We start from the raw sequence: 23,757 nt of genomic DNA, 5'->3' as shown, positions 1-23,757 counted from the left end.
AAGTTTGGGGTTTGGGGTGGTTGACGTTGGGCGCGGGGTTTTGTTCAGTGCGTTGGGTGCTTAAAAAGCAGGTGCGTGGTCGCGGGTGCCAAGTAGCTACGGAGCGCAACGGACGCTAAGTTGATGATTACGCTAGGTCATCTTATCGTAGTAGGTCTTTTCGGTCATTTCCGCCCACGGTTTTGCTAAGCCCTGAAACCGTTTGATGGATTCGAACACTTTTCCGGCGAAAGGGTCCGACGCCGCGTATTCGGCAATAACGTCCGCCGCCGCAACGCGTGCCGCCTCCACGACCTCGTCCGGGAACGGGAGAATAGCTAGACCGGCGACTTGCCTCAGTTTCGCCAGTGTCTCGGCATTTTTGGCCTCGAAGGCTGAGAGCGTGTACATATTTACGTAGTGCGTCGCTACCCGAAAAATCTCCCGGAGGTCATCCGGCAGGGCGGCATATTTATCCTGGTTGACGAAAAACTCGAAGGCCGTCCCCGGCTCGTGCCAACCCGGGTAATAATAATATTTCGCGATCTCATCGAAGCCCATGAAGGCGTCGTGGTAGGGGCCGACCCACTCCAGTGCGTCGATAATGCCGCGCTCCAGGCCGGTGTAGAGCTCGCCGGCGGCCAGCAGAACGGGCGTACCGCCGAGCCGCTCCAGCACCCGCCCGCCCAGCCCGGGCATCCGCATCTTCAGTCCTTTGAAATCCGCCACCGAATCGATCCGTCGGTTGTACCAGCCCCCCATTTGTACGCCCGTGTTGCCGCCTAGGAAAGGGACGAGGTTATACTGCGCGTACAGCTCCCGCCAGAGTTCCATCCCGCCGCCACTCAGTAGCCAACTGTTCATTTGCTGGGCGTTGAAGCCGAAGGGGAAGCCGGCAAAGAACTGCGCCGCCGGTGCCTTACCCGCCCAGTAATAGGCCGCGCCACTCCCCACTTCCGCCGCTCCGTTGCGCACGGCATCGAAAGCCTCCAGGGCCGGGACGAGTTCACCGCCACCGTAGACGGTGATGTCCAGCCGCCCGCCCGACATCGTCCGGCAGAGGTCCGCCAGCAGCTCGCACCCTTCGCCGAGGATGGGGAAGCCGGGTGGCCAGGTAGTGACCATCTTCCAGCGGAACTGCTCGCCGCTGACCGTTTGTTTTTCGCCCTGCGCTTCCAGTTTGCCGGCGAAAAGGCGCAGCGCTACGGGAAGGCCGATCGTGCCGGCGGCGAGGGATTTGAAGAAGGTGGATCGTTTCATTCGTGCTGGCTTGAGGTCCGTGTGCTCTGGACGGGCAAGATAAGTTCTTGGGGGTTAGTCCCGAATTCTTTGCGTTAATCTAAATCCTCCGCACCCCCGATAGCTATCGGGGCTGCGCCATATTGTGTTGCGCGGTCGCGGGTGCCAGTGTGCTTTTGAAGTAAAAGCAATGTTGCTGCCCCCACCGTACCTTTGCGCGCAATTTTCAACCCGAAGCCGTAAACGGCGTTAGGCACAGGCAAGCCCCAATTAACTATGAGCAGGAAGGACCGGAAGATGATCTTCAAAACCCCGGAAGAGATCGAGCGCAGCCGTGTCGCTTGCCAACTCGTGTGCAAAACCCTCACCGAGGTCGGTAAGATGCTCAAGCCGGGCATGACCGGGCGGGAGATCGATACGTTTGCCGAAGAATTTATTCGGGACCACGGCGCGGTACCCGGCTTTAAGGGGCTGTACGGTTGCCCCTCTACCTTACTCGTCAGCCAGAACGAAGAAGTCGTGCATGGCCTGCCGGACGAGAACCAGGTATTTAAAGATGGCGACATTCTGAGTATCGACTGTGGCACGATCGTGGATGAATTCTACGGAGATGCCGCCTACACTTTTTGCGTCGGCGACGTAGCCGAAGACGTGATGGATCTCTGCCGCCGTACCAAGCATTCACTGTATTTGGGGATCGACGCCGCCCGCTCCGGAAGAAGGGTGGGGGACATCAGCCACGCCATCCAGAGTTACACCGAGCGCGAGCATAAATACGGTGTCGTACGCGAGCTGGTCGGTCACGGTCTCGGCCGCTCGCTGCACGAAGCACCCGACGTGCCTAATTTTGGTAAACGCGGTCGCGGCCCCGTCCTCAAAGCCGGCCTCATCATCGCCATCGAGCCCATGATCACCCTCGGCCGCAAGGACGTCCACAGCCGTGAAGACGGTTGGACGATCGTTACCCGCGACGCCAAGCCTGCCGCCCACTACGAACACTCCATCGCCATCACCCGCGACGGCGCCCCCGCCGACCTGATGAGCGATCATCGCCCGATCGAGAAAGCAATCCGCAACAACGCTAACCTTAAGTACGTGGACAATCTGGATGAATCCTTGGTGGCGGTTTACCAGCCCGTTGCGCAAAGTGCCTGATGACACGCGATGCCCAGGTGAGTTCAAAAATTTATCAACGATTACATCACGCCCAGTGCGGCGGAAGGGACGTGCGTTGATGATAAATTTGTGCGGTGCCACCTACCGTGCGGTCCGGAGAAAATCACTCAAGAAATACGGCAGCTTTCTTCGTGGTGTGGGGCCTGATCTTGGCTTTCGTGAAACCGTAGCGTATCTGGTTTTCCGGATTACTGGAAGTAGGGTAGGGGATCGAATATCGGACATACAACTAAGTGAGGCTCACGGGCATTCCCTCCCAGGAAACAAATTCCACAAACACTTGGGTGCCGGGAAATAAAAGAGTACCTTTGCCCTCCGAAATTCAAAATATGTCCAAAAAAAACCTGATTAAGCAAGATGGCGTAGTCGAAGAAGCTTTGGGGAACGCCTTGTTCCGCATTCGCCTGGAAAATGACCACGAAATCAAAGCCAGTATCTCCGGAAAGATGCGGATGCACTACATCAAAATCCTCCCGGGTGATAAAGTCGCCGTAGAAATGAGCCCGTACGATTTAACGCGTGGGCGCATCACTTACCGCTACAAATAGGCCGCACTGCTACTTTAATCCGGTTTTTAGCGGATTCAACTCATTGAATTATGAAAGTTAGACCCTCAGTCAAGAAGCGCAGCGTCGATTGCAAGATCGTCCGCCGCAAGGGCAAAGTTTACATCATTAATAAGAAGACTCCTAAGTTCAAGCAACGCCAAGGATAATCTTATAATAACTTAATTATGGCACGAATTGCAGGTGTTGACCTCCCGCGGCAGAAACGCGGAATTATCAGTTTGACCTATGTGTTTGGTGTAGGGGCTAGCCGGGCCGTCGAGATTCTCGACAAAGCCGAAGTTGACCACAACACTCACGTAGCGGACTGGACCGACGAAAACATTCGTACGATCTCTAACCTCCTTCAGAACGAATACAAGGTAGAAGGTGATTTGCGTACGGAAGTATCAACGAACATCAAACGTCTTATGGACATTGGCTGCTACCGCGGCCTGCGCCACCGTAAAGGGCTTCCCCTTCGCGGCCAGCGTACCCAGACCAACGCCCGGACCCGTAAGGGCAAGCGTAAGACTGTTGCTAACAAGAAAAAAGTTACTAAATAATGGCTAAGAGACAAGGACAACCAGCGTCAAGCGGTGGTGGCCGCGCATCTTCCAAGAAGCGCAAGGTCAAGGTAGAGAGCGAAGGCCTCGCCTACATCCAGGCAAGTTTCAATAACATCATCATCACCCTCACGAATAAGAGTGGTGACGTGATCAGTTGGGGAACCGCCGGTAAGGAGAAATTCCGTGGCTCCAAGAAATCTACGCCATACGCCGCTCAGGTAGCATCCGGTAACGCCGCGCGCGATGCCTACGAAGCCGGCCTTCGCAGCGTCGAAGTTTACGTGAAGGGCCCAGGTAGTGGCCGTGAAGCAGCGATCCGCGCCCTCGATGGTGCGAACATCCGCGTAACGAAGATCAAAGACGTTACGCCGCTCCCTCACAACGGTTGCCGCCCTCCTAAGCGCCGCCGCGTATAATCCCCCCCCACCCTTCAAAATCAACTCCCCGCTCGTTCAACTTACTCTGAGCGATGGGATTTAAAGACCCCAGGTCAATATGGCTAGATATACTGGTCCCAAGGCGAAAAAAGCCCGCGCACTCGACGAACCAATCTTTGGTTACTCTCGCGCTTTCGAACGTAAGAAGTACAAGCCCGGTCAGCACGGTAACACCCGTGGTCGCCGTCGCCAACCTTCCGACTACAAACTACAACTCACGCAGAAGCAGATCGCCAAGTTCACCTACGGTGTACTCGAGCGTCAGTTCCGCAACTTATTCGAGAAGGCTCAGGCGAGCCGGGGCGTAACGGGTGAAGTGCTATTGCAGCTCCTCGAAGCTCGGTTGGATAATGTGGTTTACCGCCTCGGTCTCGCACCGACGCGCCGTGCTGCCCGTCAACTCGTCTCTCACCGCCACATTATGCTGAACGGTCGTTTGAATAACGTTCCTTCTACGCAGCTCCGTATTGGAGACACGGTCAGTGTTCGTCCGAAAAGCCAGGGGCTGGAAGTCGTTCGCGATACGGTCTCCAGCAAGAGCGACGTTCGTAACTACGGTTGGTTGTCTTTCGACCAGGGTAAAATGGAAGGTAGCTTCCTGGCCTACCCCGAGCGGGAGAACATCCCCGAGAAGATCAACACGCAGTTGATCGTTGAGCTTTACTCCAAGTAAGATACCGGGCGGGTTTTTTGACTTTCCTCCGATCGAGGAGGAAAGTTGCAAGATCCCCCCCCGGGCGGCGTCCAACCCCCCACCCCCCAGGGCGTCGTCCAGTCCCCAGCCAGGCCTTCGGGCCCGCTGGGGACAAATTAATTTATCCTACTCCGGTATGGATTTGGTGCGGTGCCAGTAGCGGACTGGTGGTTTATCCGCAGACTGAAAGAAGTTATTTCGTCTGTTTCGCAGCAAGTTTTGCCTCCAGATTTCCGGAGAACTATTGTTACATTCCAGGTGTCCCCGACCGTTTGCTCCCCCGCTGAACGGGAAAGATAACCACTCAAAGTGAAAATAAGAATATGAGCACAATGCTGAACTTCCAGAAGCCGGATAAGATTACGATGCAAAAGTCGGACGACTTTCACGGCACCTTTGAATTCAAACCCCTGGAACCGGGCTTCGGCCAAACGATCGGTAACTCACTCCGTCGGGTGCTACTCAGTAGCCTCGAAGGATTTGCTATTTCCGCCATTCGTATCGCGGGCGTAGATCACGAGTTCTCTACCATTCGTGGTGTAACGGAGGACTTGGTTGAGATCATTCTTAACATCAAGCAGGTTCGCCTGAAGCGCCTAATCCAGACGGAGGACACCTTCGAAGAAGAGAAAGTGTACCTGACCATCAGTGGTAAGGACGAATTCACAGCCAAGGACGTAGGTGATCATACTAACGTATTTAAGGTCATGAACCCCGACCTCGTGCTCTGCACGATGGAGCCCTTCGTCAACCTCGAAGTCGAACTGACGATCACCAAAGGATACGGTTACGTACCAGCCGACGAGAGCCTTTCCAAGAATGCACCGATTGGTGTCATTCCCGTAGATGCGATCTACACCCCGATCAAGAATGTCGCTTATCGCGTCGAATCTACCCGGGTTGGCCAACGTACTGACTACGAGAACCTGATTCTCGAAATCAAGACCGACGGTACTATTCACCCCGAAGATGCCGTACGGGAAGCCGCTAACATTATGATTCAGCACCTGGTGTTGATCACAAACGAAGCCATCGAATTCCAGAGCGTAGGAACACGCGAAGAAACAATCGTCGACGAGCACATCCTGCACATGCGCAAGCTGCTCAAGACCAGCCTGGAGGATCTGGACCTTTCCGTTCGCGCTTACAACTGTCTCAAGGCCGCTAAGATCAATAGCCTTGGTGAATTGGTTCGCTACGACACTCACGAGCTACTCAAATTCCGCAACTTCGGTAAGAAATCCCTCGTGGAGATCGAAGAGTTGTTGGTGGAGAAAGGACTTACCTTTGGTATGGACTTGAGCAAGTACAAGCTCGATGAAGAGTAAATAGTACGAAATTACCCAGTATGGTAGCATGATAGTAATCCTGTCGGACCTCGGTGAAGCCGGTACTGCTATACTGACCGCGGGCTTTGAATTAATCTCAACCTACGGCAATAACAACCACGAACGAGCAAGTGCCCGCCTTGCTAATGTGACTGGAAACGTGTTGTCGGCCAATCTTCCCCCCAGACATGCGTCACGGAAAGAAACACAACCACCTCGGCCGCAAGACCGCCCACCGCAAAGCAACGCTGCGTAACCTCGCCATTGCTTTATTCACCCACAAGCGGATCAATACGACGCTCGCTAAAGCTAAAGCCCTCCGGGTTTTTGCGGAGCCTTTGATCACCAAAGCTAAGTCTAACGACACGCACAACCGCCGTAATGTATTCGCTAGCCTAAATAGCAAGGAGATCATCAACGTGCTGTTCGAGGAGATCGCACCGAAAGTAGGCGACCGCCCCGGCGGTTACCTCCGCGTCATCAAAACTGGCTTTCGATTGGGAGACAGCGCTGAAATGGCGATGATCGAATTAGTTGACTACAACGACGTGTACAATAAGGAAGGTGAGATCAAGAAAGGTCGCACACGCCGTAGCCGCCGCCGTAAAGGAGGTGACGAAGGCACTACCACGCCCGGTACTGAATCCAGTTCAGCAGCGGCGACGGCGGTTGCCACCACGGCGGTTACTACCGCAGCTATCGCGGACGTCACTCCTGCCGCCGAGGAGGAGTAGATTCAGCCATAACTCATTACAAGAACCCGGAAGCATCGCACGATACTTCCGGGTTTCTTTATGCTAGTGAATGAAGTAAGCTGACTACGAAAGATGTGGCGCAGAATTGTATGCCTAATCAACCGCATATTTTCCGGATGATCGTACGCTACAAAAACCAAACACCTTAGACCGAATTTATGTCTCGCCCTTCAGTCAGTCCACTGTTGCAACTCAACGTCGCCATGGTCTTCGTGGGCACTAGCGGAGTATTGGGGCGCTTTGTGCCCGTTCCGGCACCGGTAGCCATCTGGTGGCGCGCCAGCATTGCTGCGGCGCTACTCATCGCTTTTTGTTTGTTCAAAGGGTACTCCTTCAAGCTGCGAAATAATAAGCAGACGAAGACGATTCTACTATCCGCCGTGCTCATGACGGCCCACTGGATCACTTACTTCTACGCGCTCAAACTGTCGAGCGTAGCGATCGGGATGCTGGCCATTTTTACTTACCCGGCCATGACGACCCTACTGGAGCCGCTGGTGCTGAAGAAACCTTTTGTGCCCAGGCACCTACTGTTGGGCGTCCTGGTAATCTATGGCGTTTACTTGCTCGCCCCGTCGTTCGATTTAGCGGATGGTGCAACGCTTGGTTTGGCGCTGGGCCTATTGTCCGCCCTCATCTATGCGCTGCGTAACCTCACGGTGAAAAAGGAAATCGCCGACGTGCAGGGCTCGGTCGTGATGGTCTACCAGACCGTTATCGCGTCCATTATTTTACTGCCCATCTGGTGGCTTTTCGAGGCGGTGCCCACGGCGGAGGCCATGCCCTATCTGCTCGGTTTGGGCTTATTAACAACGGCAATCGGGCACACGCTTTTCTTAGCTTGTTTTCGCTTCTTCAGCGTCAGCACGGTTAGTTTGCTGAGTTGTATTCAGCCCATCTACGGAATTTTGCTGGGCGTCATTTTCTTCGAGGAAATCCCGGAATGGTCGGCCGTCGGGGGCGGGGCACTTATTCTGGCTGCGGTTGCAATTGAATCCGTTGCGGTGGGTCGGAAAGTAAGTTAATGCGCTCCCCACTAGTGCTAGGTGTAGTTGCGCTGGCGCGGGTGCAAGGTATTGTAGAGTGCTGACGGTTTGGGCGCTTGCCGTGAGCCTTCACCGAAGCGGGGGGGGTGACTGCCTTTATTTTGTGGAACTATTTATTCGCTTTGGTGTCGTGATCAAAGTTCCGTCTGCGCCAGGATAATCTTGCTCCGTACTAATCTACCCGGCACCCGCGACCACGCAACATAACCCCCCAGGAGGCAATACAGATAAAAACGCCCCTTCCACCGTAGAGTGAAAGGGGCGCAGTAGCTAACCGGGAGGAGTTAGCCTCAAACAGTGGTCACGGTGGGTTCAGTAGTAACGACCGTCTCGCGTGCCTCCGATTCGTCCATCAAATCGTGGACGATCGGTGTGGCGACAAAGATCGAAGAGTACGTACCGACGATGATACCAACCAACAATGCGAAAGCAAAGCCTTTAATGCTGTCACCGCCAAAGAGGAGGAGTACGAGCACCACCAGCGCCGTGGTTAGGGAGGTAATCACCGTCCGGCTAACCGTGCTGTTAATGGCGTTGTTAATGACCTGCGTCTTATCCAGACTTACGTAAGTATTCAAAAACTCCCGAATCCGGTCAAACACGATAACCGTGTCGTTGATCGAGTAACCGATTACGGTAAGGATGGCGGCGATGAAGGCCTGATCGACCTCCATGTTGAAACCCAAACGGCCCCAAAACAATGCGAATACCCCCATCACGATAATGCTATCGTGGAAAAGCGCGACGACGGCTCCGACGGAGTAGCGAAAGCGACTAAAGCGAATCAGCAGGTAAAGGCCAATGAACAAAAGACCGACACCAGCCGCCCAGTAAGCGGAGTTCTTAATGTCGTCGGCGATCGTCGGGCCGACTTTGTTGATCTGCGTAACCCGTGTACCGGACAGTGCCTCAGAATTCGAAAACTGCTCGAAAGTGAGGTCGTTATTCCCGGTGGCTGCCTTGATACCGTCGTAGAGCGCGGTGAGGACAACGGTTTCAACGGCTACGCCATCGACGTCATCCCGCTGGTCCACCATGTATTTGGTGACGATGTTGTAGGTGTTGTCGCTACCCACGGATTTTACGGTTGGCAAGTTGCCACCGAAGGGAGCCGTCAGTGCGGCACTGAGGTCCTGGCCTGCGACTTCTTGGTCGAGTTCTACCACGTAGCTGTAGCCACCCTGGAAGTCGACACTAAGGTCGAACCCGCGCGTGAAAATAGCGGCGAGTGAACCGAGCACGAGAAGCGCGGAGACGCCGTAAGCAACCTTCCGCTTACCCATCCAGTCGACGTTCACGTTCGCGAACAGGTTCTTGCTGAAGCCAGTCCAGAAAGTGATATTGCCACTGCGCCCGAGCCACCACTCGATGATGAGGCGGTTGACGAGTACGGCGGTGAACATGGTGAACAAGACACCAATTGCGAGCACCACGGCAAAGCCCTTGATGGGGCCGACACCGAAGTACATCAGGACGCCCGCAACGAGCAGCGTCGTCACGTTGGCATCGATGATGGCGGAGTAAGAGTTACTGTAACCGTCCGCAATCGAGTTGACCAGCGTTTTACCGATCCGAAGTTCTTCCCGAATCCGCTCGTAGATAATCACGTTCGCATCAACGGCCATACCGATCGTCAGTAGGATACCGGCGATACCGGGTAGCGTCAGGACCGTACCGAGGCTGGCCAGCGCACCGAAGATGAACACTAGGTTGAGCAGCAGGGAAAGAATGGACACGATACCCGCGCCACCGTAGTAAACGATCATGAACAGGAGCACCAGCGCAAAACCAATGATCAAAGCGACCATGGAGCTACGGATGTTCTCGGCACCGAGGCTCGGGCCGATGATGCTTTCCTGAACGGGAATCAAGTCAGCCGGAAGACGACCTACCTGGAGGATGTTGGCCAGGTCACGCGCCTCGGCGGTGTTAAAGCCACCGGTAATAGCCGTGCTGCCACCAGTGATGGCGCCGTTTACGCGGGGCGCGGAAACGATGCGATCGTCGAGCGCGATGGCGACCTGACGGTTACCGGCATTCGCCGCGTCCGTCGTCATGCGGGCCCAGATCTGCGAACCTTCCGGGTTCATCCGGAGGTTAACGGCGATTTGACCGTTGGGGTCGGGGGAAGAGCTGGCGTCGGTGATGTACTCGCCCGAAAGCGGGGCTTCACCGCTGCGGGGCATGTTGAGTTGGTACAGTGCGTAGAGGTTCGACGGCTGATTGTCCTGGCCGGGCAGTGGCTCGGCTTCCCAACGGTAGATGGCGTTACGGGGGAATAGGCGGGAAACTTCCCGGTCTTCCAATAATTCAGTCACTTTATCCAAATTACCCTTAGTAGAGATGCCGAGAACGGCGGGGCCGAGGTTGCCATTATTGGGGCTGAAAATGCTGAAAAGCGGCCCAGCGGTTTGGTTGGCTACTTCCAACGAGTCGATACTTTCGATCTCGTCGGTCAGGTTGCCCTCGTCGGTGACGCGGTACGTCGTGTCGATCTGGTAGGTGACTTCCGCCACGTAGTTACTGTCGCGGCCGTCGGCGATCTTCTTGCGGCGGTCGAGGAGCTGGTCGGCGTTGACGAGCGCCTGGATGGTCGTGTTGTCGATCGGTAAGACATCGAAGAACTCGAGGTTGGCGGCCGTGGTCATTACCCTACGGGCAGCTTCGGGGTTCTCGATACCGGGCAGTTCGGCCAGGATGAGGTTGCGTTCGGCGTCGAGGGTAATGTTGGGCTGCACGACCCCGAGCTTGTCAATCCGGCGGCTAACGAGGCCGTAGGTGGCGACAACGGTTTCGTCGGCCTTCTCGCGGAGCACGCGGATGACTTCTGCGTCGGACGTATTCTGGTCGATGTCGTCGGTCAGGGCGTCGTTCCGGCTAAAGATCGGAGCCAGGCGAGATGTGCCTTTAACGTCGTTCCAGCTGGATTCGAACAGCGTGATGTAATCGTCCTGGGAGGTTTTTTGAGCTTGGGAGGCTGCTTCAATCGCTTTTTCTAACGCGTCATCTTGAGAGTTTCGGGCCATCTTGCGGATGAAGTCCCGGAGATCTACCTGGAGAACGATGGACATGCCACCCTTCAAGTCAAGACCGAGGGCGAGCTGCTGCTGCTTGAGGTCCTGGTAGGTATAGGATTTGAGTAAGGGTATCTTGAACACTTCCTGGTCGGTGATGCTGTCCAAGAAAAATGCGCGTTGGGTGCGAAACGCTTCGCCTTCGGTTTGTCCGGATTGTTCTTCGGCGTAGTCAGCTGCATCGTTTTCGACGGCGGACGTCGGGATGTAGAAGAAATACTGGAAGATGGTCACCAGGAGCATAACCACAAGGAAGAATTTGATAATTCCTTTGCCTTGCATAAGATAAAAATTTAGGTTTCGTGCGGACCCGCCGTACGAAAGTCGTGGCGGGACCCTCACGTGAGAAAAAGGGTGAAGATTGTTGCCGGCTAAGACGCACAAAAGCCTCCGCAGAGGCTTGGTAAGAATGTCCGGCGCTCGGCGCAACGGGGCCTCCCAGTCCCATTTTTGCTAAGCGGGGGCAAATATACGATTTTGTGGGTTGGTGGTTGGGGGTGATACTTTTGTGTGGGGCGGTCATTCGTAGCCCTCTCCCCCGGCCCCTCTCCAAAAGAGGAGAGGGGAGACACGCTATCAATAGAAAGCGACGATTGTTAGTAAATCAGAAGAGTTCTCTAAATTTAAAAAGTAGCAGCTCATCAGTCCTACGTAGTCAAATCATTATCCCCTTCGACAATAAATCATCCCTCCCCCCCGGGGAGGGACAAGAGGGAGAGGGCTACACAACGCATATTCTCTAGAAACACCACTAACCTAAATCTCAGTAGGCTCCGCCTCCGAAATAACCATCGGAATAACCCGCCGCACCGCCGTCTGCTCCGCCTTACTCAACAAGTCATACCGCATCCCGTATTCAGCGACCGCGAACTCATCCCACAGCGTGTGGTACCCCTTCTTTAGAGCGTCGTAAACCTGCAGATAAGCTGCGTAAGTCGTCCCCCGGTCGTGCGTCAAACTGACCACCCGCGTTCTCGGGTCGACGCCGACTTCCCGAACGTGCGCTTCCAGTAAACCCGGCACCTGCGCCAGCGCCACTTCGTCATCTTCTACCAAAAGCTTGTCGAACTTATTGACCATGACAAAAAGCACATCACCGTCTGGCATGTCCAGCACCACGTCATCCGGCACCCATTCCGGCAAGCGGACCAGCACACCTTTGTCTTCCACGATCGTCGTCGTGACGAGAAAGAAAATAAGCAGCAAAAAGGCGATATCGGCCATAGAACCGGCGTTCACGGCGGGGGCTTCCCGGCGCGTCTTCTTGAGGGTAGACATGGTAGTTGAATTGTTTGCCTGGCAGATGCAAACTCCCAACTTTCTGGTGCTTGATTAGCTATGACTAAACTCGTAAGTGCAGTTACCCCTTTAGTGCGAAGACCAGAGACCTTAGACCAAAGACCAACCTTTCTACTCTTCCGGCCGCAAATCAAAAATCTTCCGCAAATCATCAATCTCCGGGTTCTTCTCCCGCATCGCCAGGAATTTGTCCTTCGCCGTCAGCCGCTTCTTAATGGCGGCCGTTTTGATCTGCATCGACTTGTCAACCTCCAGCCGCATGGCCAGGGCGGGGTTACCGAATCGGTCGCGCAGGAAATTGATGAGCGAGTTATTGTCACGGAGGGAGGCCAGGACGCGTTGCGAACCGACGCGGACGACGACTTCTTCCCCCTCCAGGTCCGCTTTGGTTTGCCCCATCATTAACGCCAAAGTCGAGCCGGCGTTTTCCTTAGTGAAGTCCGTCCAAGCTTCCGTAAAGTTGGTCTCGTTGAGCTCGGGTGAGTCGTCAATTACCGGGGCGGCGAGTTCTTCCTCGATGTTGGCCTGCATGGCCATCAAATCGACGGTGGCGAAGCCAGTTGCCTTGGTCAGCTTGGGCGCGGGCGCATCCAGCGTGGGGTCGATTTCCGCATCCTCGACTGGTTCCCCACCGGCAACACCGCTGGCGGCTACCGTGCGGGTGGCTTCAGGGCTTTTTTTTTCTGGCGCGGTCGTAGAAGCAAGGTTTTCGGGAAGAGCAGCGGCGGCGGGGCCAGCCACGCCGATGGAGCGAAATGCTCTTCTAACGGAAGTCGCCTTCAGCAAACTCATCTCCACGTGCAGCCGCTTGTTCCGGGCCAGGCGGAAGCCGAGATCACACTCGTTACAGATTTGCAAAATGGTCAACAACAAATCAGCCGGGCTGATGAGGGCCTGCTGTTGGTAACGATCGCGTAACCGCTCACCCACTTCGAGTAACTTGAGCGTCTTGACTTCCTTACAGACGAGCAAGTCCCGCACGTGGGCGGCCAGTCCGTTCAAAAAGAGATCTTCATCAAAGCCCTTCTTCAGCACGTCGTCAAAGAGCAGCATCATGCCCGCCCGGTCTTCCGTAAGCACGAAATCGACGGCTCGGAAGAAGTAGTCGTAATCGAGCACGTTTAGGTTCTCGATCACCGCGTCGTAAGTGATCGACTTTCCGCTAAAGGACACGATCCGGTCGAAGATCGACAGCGCGTCCCGCAGCGCACCGTCCGCTTTCTGGGCGATGATGTGCAGCGCATCGTCTTCGGCCTCGATACCTTCCTGCTGGCAAATATCTTGCAAGTGAGTGATGATGTCCTTTGGCTGAATCCGCTTGAAGTCAAACACCTGGCACCGACTCAGGATCGTAGGGATAATTTTGTGCTTCTCCGTCGTGGCGAGGATGAAGATCGCGTAGGGCGGCGGTTCTTCCAGTGTTTTCAGAAACGCATTAAAGGCCGCCTGGCTGAGCATGTGGACCTCATCGATGATGAATACCTTGTATTCCCCTTCCTGCGGCGTGAAACGCACCTGCTCGGTGAGCGCGCGAATATGATCGACCGAGTTATTACTTGCCGCATCGAGCTCGGTAATGTTGAGGCTAGCGTTGTTGTTAAAAGCTACGCAGCTGGAGCATTCGTTGCAGGGCTCGTAGTCAGCCGAACGGTCGGTACAGTTAAGCACCTTGGCCAGGATACGGGCGGAAGTCGTCTTACCAACGCCCCGCGGCCCACAGAACAGGAAGGCGTGCGCCAAGTGATCCGTCTGCAACGCATTCTTCAGCGTCTGAGACACGTGCTGCTGCCCGACGACTTCGTCAAATTTTACGGGGCGGTATTTGCGGGCGGAGACGACGAATTTGGACATGGGGCGAAGGTAAGGAAATGGTCTGGAGTCTGGAGTCTAGGGTCTCTGGTCTGGAGTCTGCGGTCTGTGGTAATGACTTAGACCCCAGACTCTAGACCACAGACCACAGACTCCACACCACTTCCTACTCCTCCACCGCCCGAACACTAAGCATTTCGCCGACCTGCGTGTAAAGCGAATCCACCCAGACCGGTTCCTGGCGGACGATCCACATTAGGCTGTCAAACTCGGCGCGGGTAGTTTGGTGGTCACTCAGCACGTTGTCGTAGTAAACTTCCCGCATGGAATCGCGGAGCACGACGGGGACCTCGTTCGTCAGGGACTCGGCGAGTTGCAGGTCGGTCAGGATGGGTGCCAGGGCGTTTAAATCAACGGGTGGGTCACCAACGCTGGCGCTGGCGCAGGTGCAAAGTAGCACGGGGAAGAGCAGGGTAGGGAGGAACTTCATGCGTGGGGTAGATGCCCGTAGGCTAGCGATGGTGGTTTATGGCAGCAATGATTATTGCTCTTGCTTCGGATACATGAACGTGAATCTTTTTGCCTTACTTAATGAGAAATCCGCCCAGCTTTTAATAGCAATCCGGGCGCCGACGATCCCGCAAGTCGGGACGTTGTCGATGGTGCCGTCGTGGTCCAATTGGTTGGCAAGATCGGTGTAGCCCGGGTTGTGGCCGAAGACGAGTACGGTATCCCACTCGTCGGGTAGGGCGGTAATTTTCTCTTCGATACCCCGGGGCACGGCGTGGTAGAGGCTCTTCTTTTTGATTATTCGGTCGTCCGGGACGTCAAAGGCTTCCTGAAATGCCCTGGCGGTCCTCCGGGCTCGTTTGGCCGTGGAAGTCAGGATGCCATCGGGGGACGCACCGCTCTCAACCAAACGATTTGCCATCCTTGGCGCGTCCTTTTTGCCCCGTTTGTTGAGTGGCCGGTCGTGGTCGGCGAGCTGGAAGTCGGACCAACTTGATTTTGCGTGGCGGACGAAATAGATTGTTTTCATGGTCTTTATTGTTTTGCTGTCAATCCTAAGTCCTTAATCTTATTGACTGACGACCTGCAGTATTCTGTCTTCTACCACAAAGAACACGGAGAATACAAAGCAGCGCGACACTTCGTAACCTTTGTGCTCTGTGTGGTATAAAGGTTTACGCAAGGTCAATTACTATCCGGCGTTCGGCGGCCCTTAACCTACGGAAAGAAATCAGGTGCCTCACCCAAGCGCCGGCCCTTTGAGGAACGATAACGGCTACCTTTACGTTGAGTACACGTTAGCGTAAATCAAAACCCACCCCGCATGAGTGCCGCCAAGATCCTGCTAGTAGACGACGAACCCGATATTCTCGAAATCCTGGAGTACAACCTGAAACGCGAAGGCTACGAAGTATCTACCGCCGCCAACGGCGCGGAGGGGCTTAAGAAAGCCGACGAAGTCAAACCGGACCTGATTATCCTCGACATTATGATGCCCGTCATGGACGGCGTAGAAGTCTGCCGCCAACTACGGGCCAAACCAGACTTTAAGAATACCATTATCACCTTTCTAACCGCCCGCGAAGAAGATTACTCCCAAATCGCCGCGCTCGATAACGGCGGGGACGATTACATCACCAAACCGATCCGCCCCCGCGTGCTCGTCAGCCGCATCAAGGCACTGTTGCGACGCAACGAGCGGGTGGACGAGCTTGACGATACCACCGAGATCGCCGTGGGTGACCTGATCATCGACCTAGAACAAGTCCTTGTCCGGCGGGGCAAAGAAAAGATCGAGCTCGCCAAAAAAGAATTCGACCTGCTTACCCTGCTCGCCTCCAAGCCGGGAAAAGTCTTCAGCCGCGACGAGATTTTTAACCGTGTCTGGGGGACCGACGTCATCGTCGGCAACCGCACGATCGACGTCCACATCCGTAAGCTGCGGGAGAAACTGGGCGATCATTACATCAAGACCATCAAGGGCATCGGTTACAAATTCGTCTTCTAGGTTATGCTGAAGAACAGTACCCCGCGGCAAATCGCCATCCGGGCCGCGTTGATGATTGCGCTGGCTAACGGTGGTGTCTTATTATTTCTCGTTGCCGTGGCTGGCATGGAACTCGTCTGGTGGGTGATACCGCTTTACGTCGCCGCAAGTCTCGCTTGTGCTTACACCATCGTGCTTAGCTACCTCGACCGGTACATCTACCGGAAGATCAAACTGATCTATAAATCCATCCACGCCCAAAAAGTAAGCGCGGACGCCAAACGGGAAACTACTTACCTGGACCAGCCAATCATCGAGGACGTAGAGAAGGAGGTAGCGGAGTGGGCCGCCGTCAAGGAACAAGAGCAAGACCAGTACGAGAGCTTCGCGCTCTACCGCCGCCGCTACATCGGTGACATCAGCCACGAACTCAAAACGCCCATCTTCAACATTCAGGGTTACCTGGACACGATCCTCGATGACAAAGCAGTCATGAAGGACCAGAAATTCGTTCGGAAGTTTTTACGCAAGGCAGCCCGCAACGTCGAACGTCTACAAACCATCGTCGAGGACCTTAGCGCCATCTCCCGGCTGGAAAGCGGGGAACTCGTACTCGATATGGAAGTCTTCAACGTCCGTGAACTGGCAACGGAAGTGATTGAGGAAATGGACTTGAAGAGTCAGGACATGGAAGTGACGCTCGGTTTCAAGGAAGGTGCCGATACCGGTTTTCTCGTGCGGGCCGACCGGGAGAGCATTCGCCAAGTCATCATCAACCTCGTTAGCAACAGCCTCAAGTACGGCGTGCCGAATGGAGCGACCCGCATCGGCTTTTACGATATGGATAAGTACATTCTCTGCGAAGTTGCCGATGATGGCATTGGCATCCCCGAAAAGCACGTCCCGCACGTATTCGACAGGTTCTACCGGGTGGACAAGAGCCGGAGTCGGCAGAAGGGTGGCTCGGGGCTGGGCTTATCCATCGTGAAGCACATCATTGAGGCACACCAGCAAACGATCAACGTGCGGTCTTCGGTGGGGCTGGGCACCACCATCGGGATAACCCTGGCTAAGGCGTGACGCTTCTCCGCACCCGCGACGCGTAGCTAGTCCCGTACTTTATCGGGGCGACCGCGCGCCAAAAATCTGTCACCCACACAAATTATTTCATCGGGTTGGTGGCCGTTCGGAAAAACCTTACCTTTGCGCTCCAAATCATAAAAACAATGCTACCTGCATGCTAATTATCAACGTCCGAGAAGGAGAGAATATCGACCGCGCACTCAAGCGGTACAAGCGTAAATCCATCAATACCCGCGTCATTCGCGAACTGCGTAACCGCCGGGAATTCACCAAGCCGAGCGTTATGCGCCGTAAGGAAAAGCTCAAAGCAGCTTACCGCTTGGATAAGTACGGAGAACGCTAGGGCTCAACCCCCACCAATTAATTAGTAAAAATTCGGCCGGCTGTCAGGAGCAGTTGGCTACGGTCAGAAACGGCTACTCGAAGTATAATGCTTCCGGTAGCCGTTTTTGCGTTTGGTCCGATTGACGGTCCGGTAGCTATCTGCCTTCGCACTTAGCTGGCTTCACCAAACCAAAACGACGAGTGGCCACCGGCGCACTCGTAAGCGACTTTTCCGTCGGCCAGCAAACCCAATCCACCCAAACCCGTTCCACCAGTCAATGATCGAACAAGCCCCCGCCATCGAGACCCAAACCAACATTCGCCAACGCACGGAAAATCTGCTGAGCAGCCTGACCGCCGGCCTCTACGAGCGCGATAAAGCCATGGGCCTCTCCCTCCTGACCGCCGTCGCTGGAGAATCCATCTTCCTCCTCGGCCCTCCCGGGGTGGGGAAGTCGCTCATCGCGCGGCGATTGAAGTATGCGTTTCGGGACGGCGTCAGCTTCGAATACCTCATGTCGAAGTTTTCGACGCCGGATGAAGTTTTTGGCCCGATCTCCATTAAAAAATTAAAGGACGAGGATAAGTACGAGCGGCTGACGGAGCGCTACCTCCCCGGCGCCAACATCGTTTTTCTCGACGAAATCTGGAAAGCCGGCCCCGCCATTCAGAATGCCCTGCTGACCATCCTCAACGAAAAGATTTACCGCAACGGCGACGAAGACGTGAAGGTGGGCATCCGGGGGATCATCACGGCGTCCAACGAACTGCCGCCGCGTAACGCAAACCTGGCTCCGATCTGGGACCGTTTTCTCGTCCGGCTGGAACTCGGGAAAATTCGGAAGTACGAGAACTTCGTCAAGATGGTCGTCGATACGAAAGACGTCTACGAAGATGATATCGCGAACCTGACGAAACTGACCGAAGCCGAGTTGGACGACTGGTCGCGGCAAATCGACGAGATCGAAGTGCCGGCGGAGGTCCTCAATACCCTCCAGTTACTGCTCTTTAAAATCGAGCAGTACAACCAGCAGCCCAACAACGCCCCCAACCAGATCAAAATCTACGACCGGCGCTGGAAAAAGATCGTCCGCCTGCTCCGTACGTCCGCATTTCTGCACCAGCGGCCGCGCACCAATCTCATGGACTGCTTCCTCATGGAGCACTGTCTGTGGAACAATCCGGAACAGCGGGAAGTAATCCGCGAGATGATCGTGGAAGCGGTCCGGAAGCACGGCTATTCGGTGGCCGTCAACCTGCAAAGCCTCAAAAAAGAAGTGGCGGAGTTCGAAAATGACGTCCACGAAGAGACCCGCATCAAGCACGTCGTGGAGGAGAAGCAACTTGTTCCCGTTTCCGAAAGCTACTACCAACTGGAAAAAGACCTGAGCCAGTTCCGGGGCGTGCTGGTGAGCATCGACCAGTTCCGCAGCCTCGACGACGAAGAACTCAAGAGCGTCAACTTCTACGACGAAGAGCAAAATTTAGTGAACCGAATACGGGGCCGCAAGGGACCGCGCGAGAACACGATCGAAGTGAATTTCAACGGAACGAACCACGTTTTCCGCCTGAAAACCGCCCTCGTCGAAAGAACGGAAGTCATCCGGAAAAAGCCCCACCGTGTCCTCGAAAAATTTTGGGACCAGCGCTACGAACAGCTTACCGAGTACATTAGTCAGCAGCGAAATTCCATCACCGAACACGGGCCGGAAGAGCTCACGGAAATCGGGCACCACCTGTTCGTGGACGAAGCCTACGCGGAAGTAGTGACCGCTAACTTGCAGGAAGTCACGGAAGCACTCGCCGGTCTGGCCCTGCGCTTAGAAAAACTACACTTCGAATACGCGGAACGGTAAACCTTGCGCATTTTTAGCGGATGAAACTGGACCACGAGTGGCTGCTGGAAGAATTTTATGAGCGGTTGCCGGAAAATTAGCGCATCATTGCGTTGGTACTGCGCGACGTAATCCGGGAAGCGATTCCAAACGTCAAAGAGATGCTGGGGTGGGGTATCCCGGTATTTTCCGGCCGCGAGAATATCTGCTATATTCCCGAGCCACTTAAATCGAGTTCCGATTCCGGGCGGTCCGTGCGCATCTGTTTCAAGTTCGCACCCGAGATCGATCCCGCCGGTTACTTACTGATGGGCGGACGTAAGCGGTACGGTTGCCGTACGTTTAGCGCCGCGGAAGCCATCGACTTAACTGCGCTCACCAATATTTTGGCGAACGCACGGGCGCGGGAGGAAGGGTTGTAGACGCAGAATTAGCCGAAATTAAGTTTAATGTCCACCATCGTCTTTCCGTCTTCCGTCCGGTAGCGTAATTTATCTACGTTCAATTTTTGTAGCAAAGCTTTGGGGTCGACACTCGGCTCTGACGACTCCGATGGTCCCTGAACGGCAACTTTCGGCGCGGTAGTTTCCGTTGTATTCGGTTGGCCGGCTGACTTCAATTTAGCGAGGGCTTCCAGTATTCCCAGATTGATCAATTCGTCGCTGAGCGCGATCGTGCCTTCGAACCGGGTGCCTTCGAGGCCACTGAATTCGGTATCCATCAGGTGTTTCTGTACGGGGTGCATGGAGCTTAAGCTTTGAGGTGGAAGAGGAGGATGATCTGATCGTCGCCACCCCGGATTTCGAGGTGCCTGATCAACGGGACTAATTTCTGGTACCCCGCTTTCGTGAGCATGGCCGGCACATGGATACGCAAGTAGTCCGAGGAAAACTCGATGCCTTTTGGGAGTTTTTTCTCGATCGTGCTCTGGAGTAGCCTGATGACGGGCTTATCCATGAATTTGAAGCCTTCCGTGATGTCGAGGTGCAACCACGGCTGATCCGGAAAGGTAACGGCGGGGCCGGGCTTGAACGTTAACCGGCGGCGAATGCTGCCCACGACGGGTGCGGCGGCTTCGAGGTGAATGTGAATCAGGTTACCCGGGTCGGGGTCCATAAATAAGTCCTTCACTGGTGTATCCGGTGGCCGGGCGGCCAGTACTTCGTTAATCAGCGTGCGGCCGAGGGGTAGTTTGATCCACATGTCCGTGCCCGCAAGGTGATCCCGCGGAGCCTCGAGAAGGGCCTTGATCGGCGCCAGTTGTTCTGCCATGCTCCTGCAACGTAGTTACAAACCGGATGTTTGGCCCGGTAAAAAACACTCGAATCCTACTGTTAGGAAGCGGAAATAGCTTAGCCGAGCGTGGTACCGTGCCCGTACTGACGGCACTATCTTACTCCCCCAGGCTGCGAAAGAACAGGTAACTCAGCAGCGCCGACTCGCCAGCGTAGTCGCCCTCCCGCAAGAGTGCTTGGTAGTTAGCCATGACTAGCTCGTCCTTTTCTAAGAATCCTCGTACCGTTCGTAGCAGCTTCACGTAGCGCCCAAAATCCGCCGCCACCGGCACCGACTTCGCACCCAGCTTGGTGCAAACCGACTGTAACAACTCGGTGGCGTAGGGGGCGTACTTTTCCGGATAATGACCCATCAGGTAGATGGAGGCCATCGCGTAATCGTCCCGGTGGTAGTGGTCCGGCGTCCGGTCTTTCGGGTGCGCGTCGCGGTAGCGGTTCCAGAGCTCGTTGATGAAAAATTCGAAGCGACCGACGCGCCCCTCGACGTCGCGGTCCTCACTGAACAAGTCGCGAAAGGCATCGCGGGCGAAGGCGGTTTCGCTGCCGAGGATGGCAAGCATGGCCGTCTTGGGGTCATAGCCGCCGCGGCGGTAGTGGCGACGGTTGGTCTTGCTGTCGAGCGATTTGTCGTACACCTCCACGAGATTTTTGGCTTCGACGTTGAAGTTGTCCTGCCAGTTCTGCTGCGTCTCGAACAGTGGCAGGTATTTTTCGGCTTCCTCGGTAGTGAGCCACGTGCGGAAGGCTTCGACGGCGGCGTTGATTTTGGGGACTTGCATTTTAGTCTGGGGGTCTAAAGTCGGTGGTCAGCGGACGCAAATTACGGTAACTTTGCGGCGTGGACCTACACTACGACCCCTACAACATTTCCGAACTCTACGCGACCTACCGCGGGTTCGATTTAATCATTGACTCTCGCAGGGTCACCGACCCGGGGCGAAGTCTGTTCTTCGCCCTCCCGGGAAGTAAGTTGCACGGTGTTGATTTTCTGACGGAATTACTCGGCCGGGGCGTGCGCCACTTCGTCGTGCCGAGGGAGGAAGCAGATTTTGCGCTGTCGCGGGTGCAAGACTGGAGGGTAGAAGCAAGGATGATGGACCGGGGACGGGCCGACGACCACGTACTACTGCTGTGGGCGGATACCCCGGTTGTGGTGCTGCAAGATCTGGCTGCCCACCACCGCCGGCAATTCGACATCCCGGTAATCGGTATTACCGGCAGCAACGGCAAAACGATCGTCAAAGACTGGCTCGTACAGTTGCTGGAAACGCAGCACGTGGTGTGCGCTAGCCCGCGCTCGTTTAACTCTCAGATCGGCGTGCCCCTTTCAGTTTGGCAACTCACCGAAGCACACACGTTGGGCATTTTTGAAGCGGGCATCAGTCGGCTAGGGGAAATGGAAAACCTGGAGCGGATCATCCAACCTACAGTGGGCGTCTTCACGTCGTTCGGGGCCGCGCACGGGGAAAATTTTTGGAGTGATGAAAGCAAGCTTCGGGAGAAGGTCTTGTTGTTTCGAGCGGCAGACACCGTAATTGTTCCTCAGAAGCACGCCGGAGAAGTTGCCACGGTCTCTGGGCCCTGGGGGCGTATGCTGACGCACCACGGAGCAGGACGTACTCAATTGGTGACAACTTACCGGACTTATGTAATTGATCTTCCGGACCTCCCCCCTGTCTACTTACAAAATGCCTATACGGCCCTGGCAACCGCCGCGTGGGTAAGTGGCCTGGGGGAATTCGAGCTCCTCGCCGGGTCTCGCAAACTCCTCCCGTTGGAAAATCGCCTGCAACAAACCGAAGGCCTGCACGGCGGCCCCATCATTAACGACAGCTACTCGAACGACATCGACGCGCTTGCCGCCGCCATTGACTTCGCCAGCCAGCAGAGCCCGACGGGAAAAATTCAACTGATCCTGGGTACGGTACAACGTGCGGCGCCCTCCCCCCACGACGCGATACTTAGTCGGGACGACCGCGCATTACTACACCTGTTGGATGACCGGATCGACACATTAACGCTCGTTGAGGAGACGGTGACACCGAACTTAGTAGCCGGTAAGATCGAGCACTTCCCGTCGCCGGCGGCGTTATTGAGTGCCTTGCCGAGCATGATTTTCTCTTCCCTGCCCATCCTGGTAAAGGGAGCCAGCTACCAAAAGTTGGACCGCGTCGCCCGTGCCCTCAGCCGCCAGCAACACCGAACCGTCCTGCGGGTCGACCTCGGCGCGCTCCAGCATAATTTTCGCGTTTACAAAGCTCGTGCTGGCCTTGAAATGATCGTGATGGTTAAAGCCTCCGCTTACGGTGGTGGCGCCCTGCCGATTGCCCGCGCTTTGGCCGCGGCCGGTGCCGACTATCTCGCGGTCGCCTACGTCGACGAGGGTAAGGAACTGCGCCGGGGTGGGGTAGCCTTGCCCATCATGGTGCTCAACCCCGAACCTAAGGAATTCACCGATCTTGCTGAATTCAACCTGGAACCCGTCGTCGGTACCCCGGCCGGTCTGCGTCTCGCGCACGATTGCGGGCTTCCGGTCCACCTGGAACTCGACACGGGGATGGCGCGCCTGGGGTTTGCCCACGCAACCGTGCTCGAGGGGTTGAAAAAAGCGGGTCCGCTTCCCAGAGTCGCATCCGTCTTTTCCCACCTTGCCGCCAGTGGCGCGCCCGAGCACGATGACTTTACCCGCGTGCAGGGAGCACATTTCCGCCGTGCCTGTGCGGAAATAGCCGGACTGTTGGGCTACCAACCCCGATGCCATCTGCTCAACTCCAACGGGATCAGCCGCTGGCCCGATTTGAAATTTGACGCCGTTCGCCTCGGTATCGGTCTTTACGGCATTGGCGACGAAGCGTTGGCGCCCGAGCTGCGTCCGGTACTCCGCCTGAGCACCTACGTTGCGCAGATCAACGACTTGCCCGCGGGTAGCTCCGTCGGCTACGACCGCAAAGGCACCTTGACGCGAGACAGCCGAATAGCTACCATCAGTATTGGGTATGCGGACGGTCTCCCCCGGCTCGTCGGAGAAGGTCGGTTCAGCGTCGTGATCAACGGCAAACGGGCACCGATCATCGGGGCAGTTTGTATGGACATGACGATGGTCGACGTGACGGAGCTGCCGGAAAGCAGCGTGGGTGACGAAGCCGTCATTTTTGGGCCTGATGCCCCAATCGTGCGCCTGGCGGAGGCCGCCCGGACGATCCCTTACGAGATTTTGACCGGTATCGGACCGCGCGTACACCGCATTTACGTGCGGGAATAAGTGATTACGTAT

24 protein-coding genes are annotated in these 23,757 nt (G+C 55.6%); 15 read left to right on the top strand and 9 right to left on the bottom strand.

The annotated features are described in order from the left end of the window. Positions 1 to 132 precede the first annotated feature (132 nt). Positions 133 to 1,239, bottom strand: a complete 1,107-nt coding sequence (locus GGR27_RS04305; RefSeq protein ID WP_168036144.1) for a TRAP transporter substrate-binding protein — start codon at positions 1,237 to 1,239, stop codon at positions 133 to 135. Between the two features lie 255 nt (positions 1,240 to 1,494). Here GGR27_RS04305 and map point away from each other — a divergent pair, with 255 nt between their 5' ends. From map to GGR27_RS04260, 9 genes are all read left to right on the top strand, one after another. Beyond that, a complete protein-coding gene (map, locus tag GGR27_RS04300; RefSeq protein ID WP_168036143.1) occupies positions 1,495 to 2,373 on the top strand; it encodes a type I methionyl aminopeptidase in 879 nt (292 codons plus the stop codon). A 350-nt stretch (positions 2,374 to 2,723) separates the two neighbouring features. After that, entirely contained in the window at positions 2,724 to 2,942 is a 219-nt protein-coding gene (gene infA, locus GGR27_RS04295) for a translation initiation factor IF-1 (RefSeq protein WP_168036142.1), read from the top strand. A gap of 50 nt (positions 2,943 to 2,992) precedes the next feature. Beyond that, positions 2,993 to 3,109, top strand: coding sequence for a 50S ribosomal protein L36 (gene rpmJ, locus GGR27_RS04290; protein WP_168036141.1), 117 nt, complete (start codon positions 2,993 to 2,995; stop codon positions 3,107 to 3,109). A gap of 18 nt (positions 3,110 to 3,127) precedes the next feature. Continuing rightward, complete coding sequence (gene rpsM, locus GGR27_RS04285) at positions 3,128 to 3,505, top strand: 30S ribosomal protein S13 (RefSeq protein ID WP_168036140.1); 378 nt, start codon at positions 3,128 to 3,130, stop codon at positions 3,503 to 3,505. Further along, the gene (gene rpsK, locus GGR27_RS04280) at positions 3,505 to 3,924 is read left to right on the top strand and encodes a 30S ribosomal protein S11 (RefSeq protein WP_168036139.1); all 420 of its coding nucleotides are present in this window, start codon (positions 3,505 to 3,507) and stop codon (positions 3,922 to 3,924) included. Before rpsM ends, rpsK begins: the two co-directional genes overlap by 1 nt. 79 nt (positions 3,925 to 4,003) lie before the next feature. After that, the gene (gene rpsD / locus GGR27_RS04275; RefSeq protein WP_168036138.1) at positions 4,004 to 4,618 is read left to right on the top strand and encodes a 30S ribosomal protein S4; all 615 of its coding nucleotides are present in this window, start codon (positions 4,004 to 4,006) and stop codon (positions 4,616 to 4,618) included. A gap of 344 nt (positions 4,619 to 4,962) precedes the next feature. After that, entirely contained in the window at positions 4,963 to 5,967 is a 1,005-nt protein-coding gene (locus GGR27_RS04270) for a DNA-directed RNA polymerase subunit alpha (RefSeq protein WP_168036137.1), read from the top strand. A gap of 188 nt (positions 5,968 to 6,155) precedes the next feature. Continuing rightward, positions 6,156 to 6,701, top strand: a complete 546-nt coding sequence (gene rplQ, locus GGR27_RS20520) for a 50S ribosomal protein L17 (RefSeq protein WP_168036136.1) — start codon at positions 6,156 to 6,158, stop codon at positions 6,699 to 6,701. Between the two features lie 179 nt (positions 6,702 to 6,880). Beyond that, positions 6,881 to 7,747 carry a DMT family transporter gene (locus GGR27_RS04260; protein WP_245184392.1) on the top strand — a complete coding sequence of 289 codons (867 nt, stop codon included), beginning with the start codon at positions 6,881 to 6,883 and terminating at the stop codon, positions 7,745 to 7,747. A 311-nt stretch (positions 7,748 to 8,058) separates the two neighbouring features. Here GGR27_RS04260 and secDF read toward each other — a convergent pair whose 3' ends face one another. The 5 genes from secDF to GGR27_RS04235 form a co-directional block, all read right to left on the bottom strand. Continuing rightward, a complete protein-coding gene (gene secDF / locus GGR27_RS04255) occupies positions 8,059 to 11,124 on the bottom strand; it encodes a protein translocase subunit SecDF (RefSeq protein WP_168036135.1) in 3,066 nt (1,021 codons plus the stop codon). A gap of 474 nt (positions 11,125 to 11,598) precedes the next feature. After that, on the bottom strand, positions 11,599 to 12,120 hold the full coding sequence (locus tag GGR27_RS04250; protein ID WP_168036134.1) for an ExbD/TolR family protein: 522 nt from the start codon (positions 12,118 to 12,120) through the stop codon (positions 11,599 to 11,601). 132 nt (positions 12,121 to 12,252) lie between these two features. Continuing rightward, positions 12,253 to 13,992, bottom strand: coding sequence for a DNA polymerase III subunit gamma/tau (gene dnaX / locus GGR27_RS04245; RefSeq protein ID WP_168036133.1), 1,740 nt, complete (start codon positions 13,990 to 13,992; stop codon positions 12,253 to 12,255). A gap of 124 nt (positions 13,993 to 14,116) precedes the next feature. Beyond that, positions 14,117 to 14,440 (bottom strand): DUF4296 domain-containing protein, encoded by a 324-nt coding sequence (locus GGR27_RS04240; protein WP_168036132.1) that lies wholly within the window; start codon positions 14,438 to 14,440, stop codon positions 14,117 to 14,119. Positions 14,441 to 14,491: 51 nt separating this feature from the next. Beyond that, complete coding sequence (locus GGR27_RS04235; RefSeq protein ID WP_168036131.1) at positions 14,492 to 14,989, bottom strand: SixA phosphatase family protein; 498 nt, start codon at positions 14,987 to 14,989, stop codon at positions 14,492 to 14,494. Between the two features lie 294 nt (positions 14,990 to 15,283). On the opposite strand from GGR27_RS04235, the gene GGR27_RS04230 reads away from it, so the two are divergent. From GGR27_RS04230 to GGR27_RS04210, 5 genes are all read left to right on the top strand, one after another. Further along, positions 15,284 to 15,967, top strand: coding sequence for a response regulator transcription factor (locus tag GGR27_RS04230; protein ID WP_168036130.1), 684 nt, complete (start codon positions 15,284 to 15,286; stop codon positions 15,965 to 15,967). 3 nt (positions 15,968 to 15,970) lie between these two features. Continuing rightward, on the top strand, positions 15,971 to 17,026 hold the full coding sequence (locus GGR27_RS04225) for a sensor histidine kinase (RefSeq protein ID WP_168036129.1): 1,056 nt from the start codon (positions 15,971 to 15,973) through the stop codon (positions 17,024 to 17,026). Positions 17,027 to 17,183: 157 nt separating this feature from the next. Next, on the top strand, positions 17,184 to 17,372 hold the full coding sequence (gene rpsU, locus GGR27_RS04220; protein WP_168036128.1) for a 30S ribosomal protein S21: 189 nt from the start codon (positions 17,184 to 17,186) through the stop codon (positions 17,370 to 17,372). 259 nt (positions 17,373 to 17,631) lie between these two features. Next, positions 17,632 to 19,209 carry an AAA family ATPase gene (locus GGR27_RS04215; RefSeq protein WP_168036127.1) on the top strand — a complete coding sequence of 526 codons (1,578 nt, stop codon included), beginning with the start codon at positions 17,632 to 17,634 and terminating at the stop codon, positions 19,207 to 19,209. Between the two features lie 92 nt (positions 19,210 to 19,301). Beyond that, positions 19,302 to 19,610 (top strand): DUF1801 domain-containing protein, encoded by a 309-nt coding sequence (locus GGR27_RS04210; protein ID WP_168036126.1) that lies wholly within the window; start codon positions 19,302 to 19,304, stop codon positions 19,608 to 19,610. Between the two features lie 8 nt (positions 19,611 to 19,618). On the opposite strand, the gene GGR27_RS04205 is transcribed toward GGR27_RS04210, so the two are convergent. The 3 genes from GGR27_RS04205 to GGR27_RS04195 all read right to left on the bottom strand — a co-directional run bounded on the left by GGR27_RS04205 (position 19,619) and on the right by GGR27_RS04195 (position 21,262). Further along, positions 19,619 to 19,933 carry a hypothetical protein gene (locus GGR27_RS04205; protein ID WP_168036125.1) on the bottom strand — a complete coding sequence of 105 codons (315 nt, stop codon included), beginning with the start codon at positions 19,931 to 19,933 and terminating at the stop codon, positions 19,619 to 19,621. Positions 19,934 to 19,938: 5 nt separating this feature from the next. Then, positions 19,939 to 20,460 (bottom strand): hypothetical protein, encoded by a 522-nt coding sequence (locus GGR27_RS04200; protein ID WP_168036124.1) that lies wholly within the window; start codon positions 20,458 to 20,460, stop codon positions 19,939 to 19,941. Between the two features lie 121 nt (positions 20,461 to 20,581). Further along, complete coding sequence (locus tag GGR27_RS04195) at positions 20,582 to 21,262, bottom strand: hypothetical protein (RefSeq protein WP_168036123.1); 681 nt, start codon at positions 21,260 to 21,262, stop codon at positions 20,582 to 20,584. A gap of 59 nt (positions 21,263 to 21,321) precedes the next feature. Between GGR27_RS04195 and alr the strand changes: the two genes are divergently transcribed. Further along, complete coding sequence (gene alr / locus GGR27_RS04190) at positions 21,322 to 23,745, top strand: alanine racemase (protein ID WP_168036122.1); 2,424 nt, start codon at positions 21,322 to 21,324, stop codon at positions 23,743 to 23,745. Positions 23,746 to 23,757: the final 12 nt, after the last annotated feature.

Source organism: Neolewinella antarctica (assembly GCF_011927835.1).
Classification (GTDB): domain Bacteria; phylum Bacteroidota; class Bacteroidia; order Chitinophagales; family Saprospiraceae; genus Neolewinella; species Neolewinella antarctica.
Note: the sequence above shows the minus strand (reverse complement) of the source record. Positions and strands in the feature narration are given on the sequence as shown.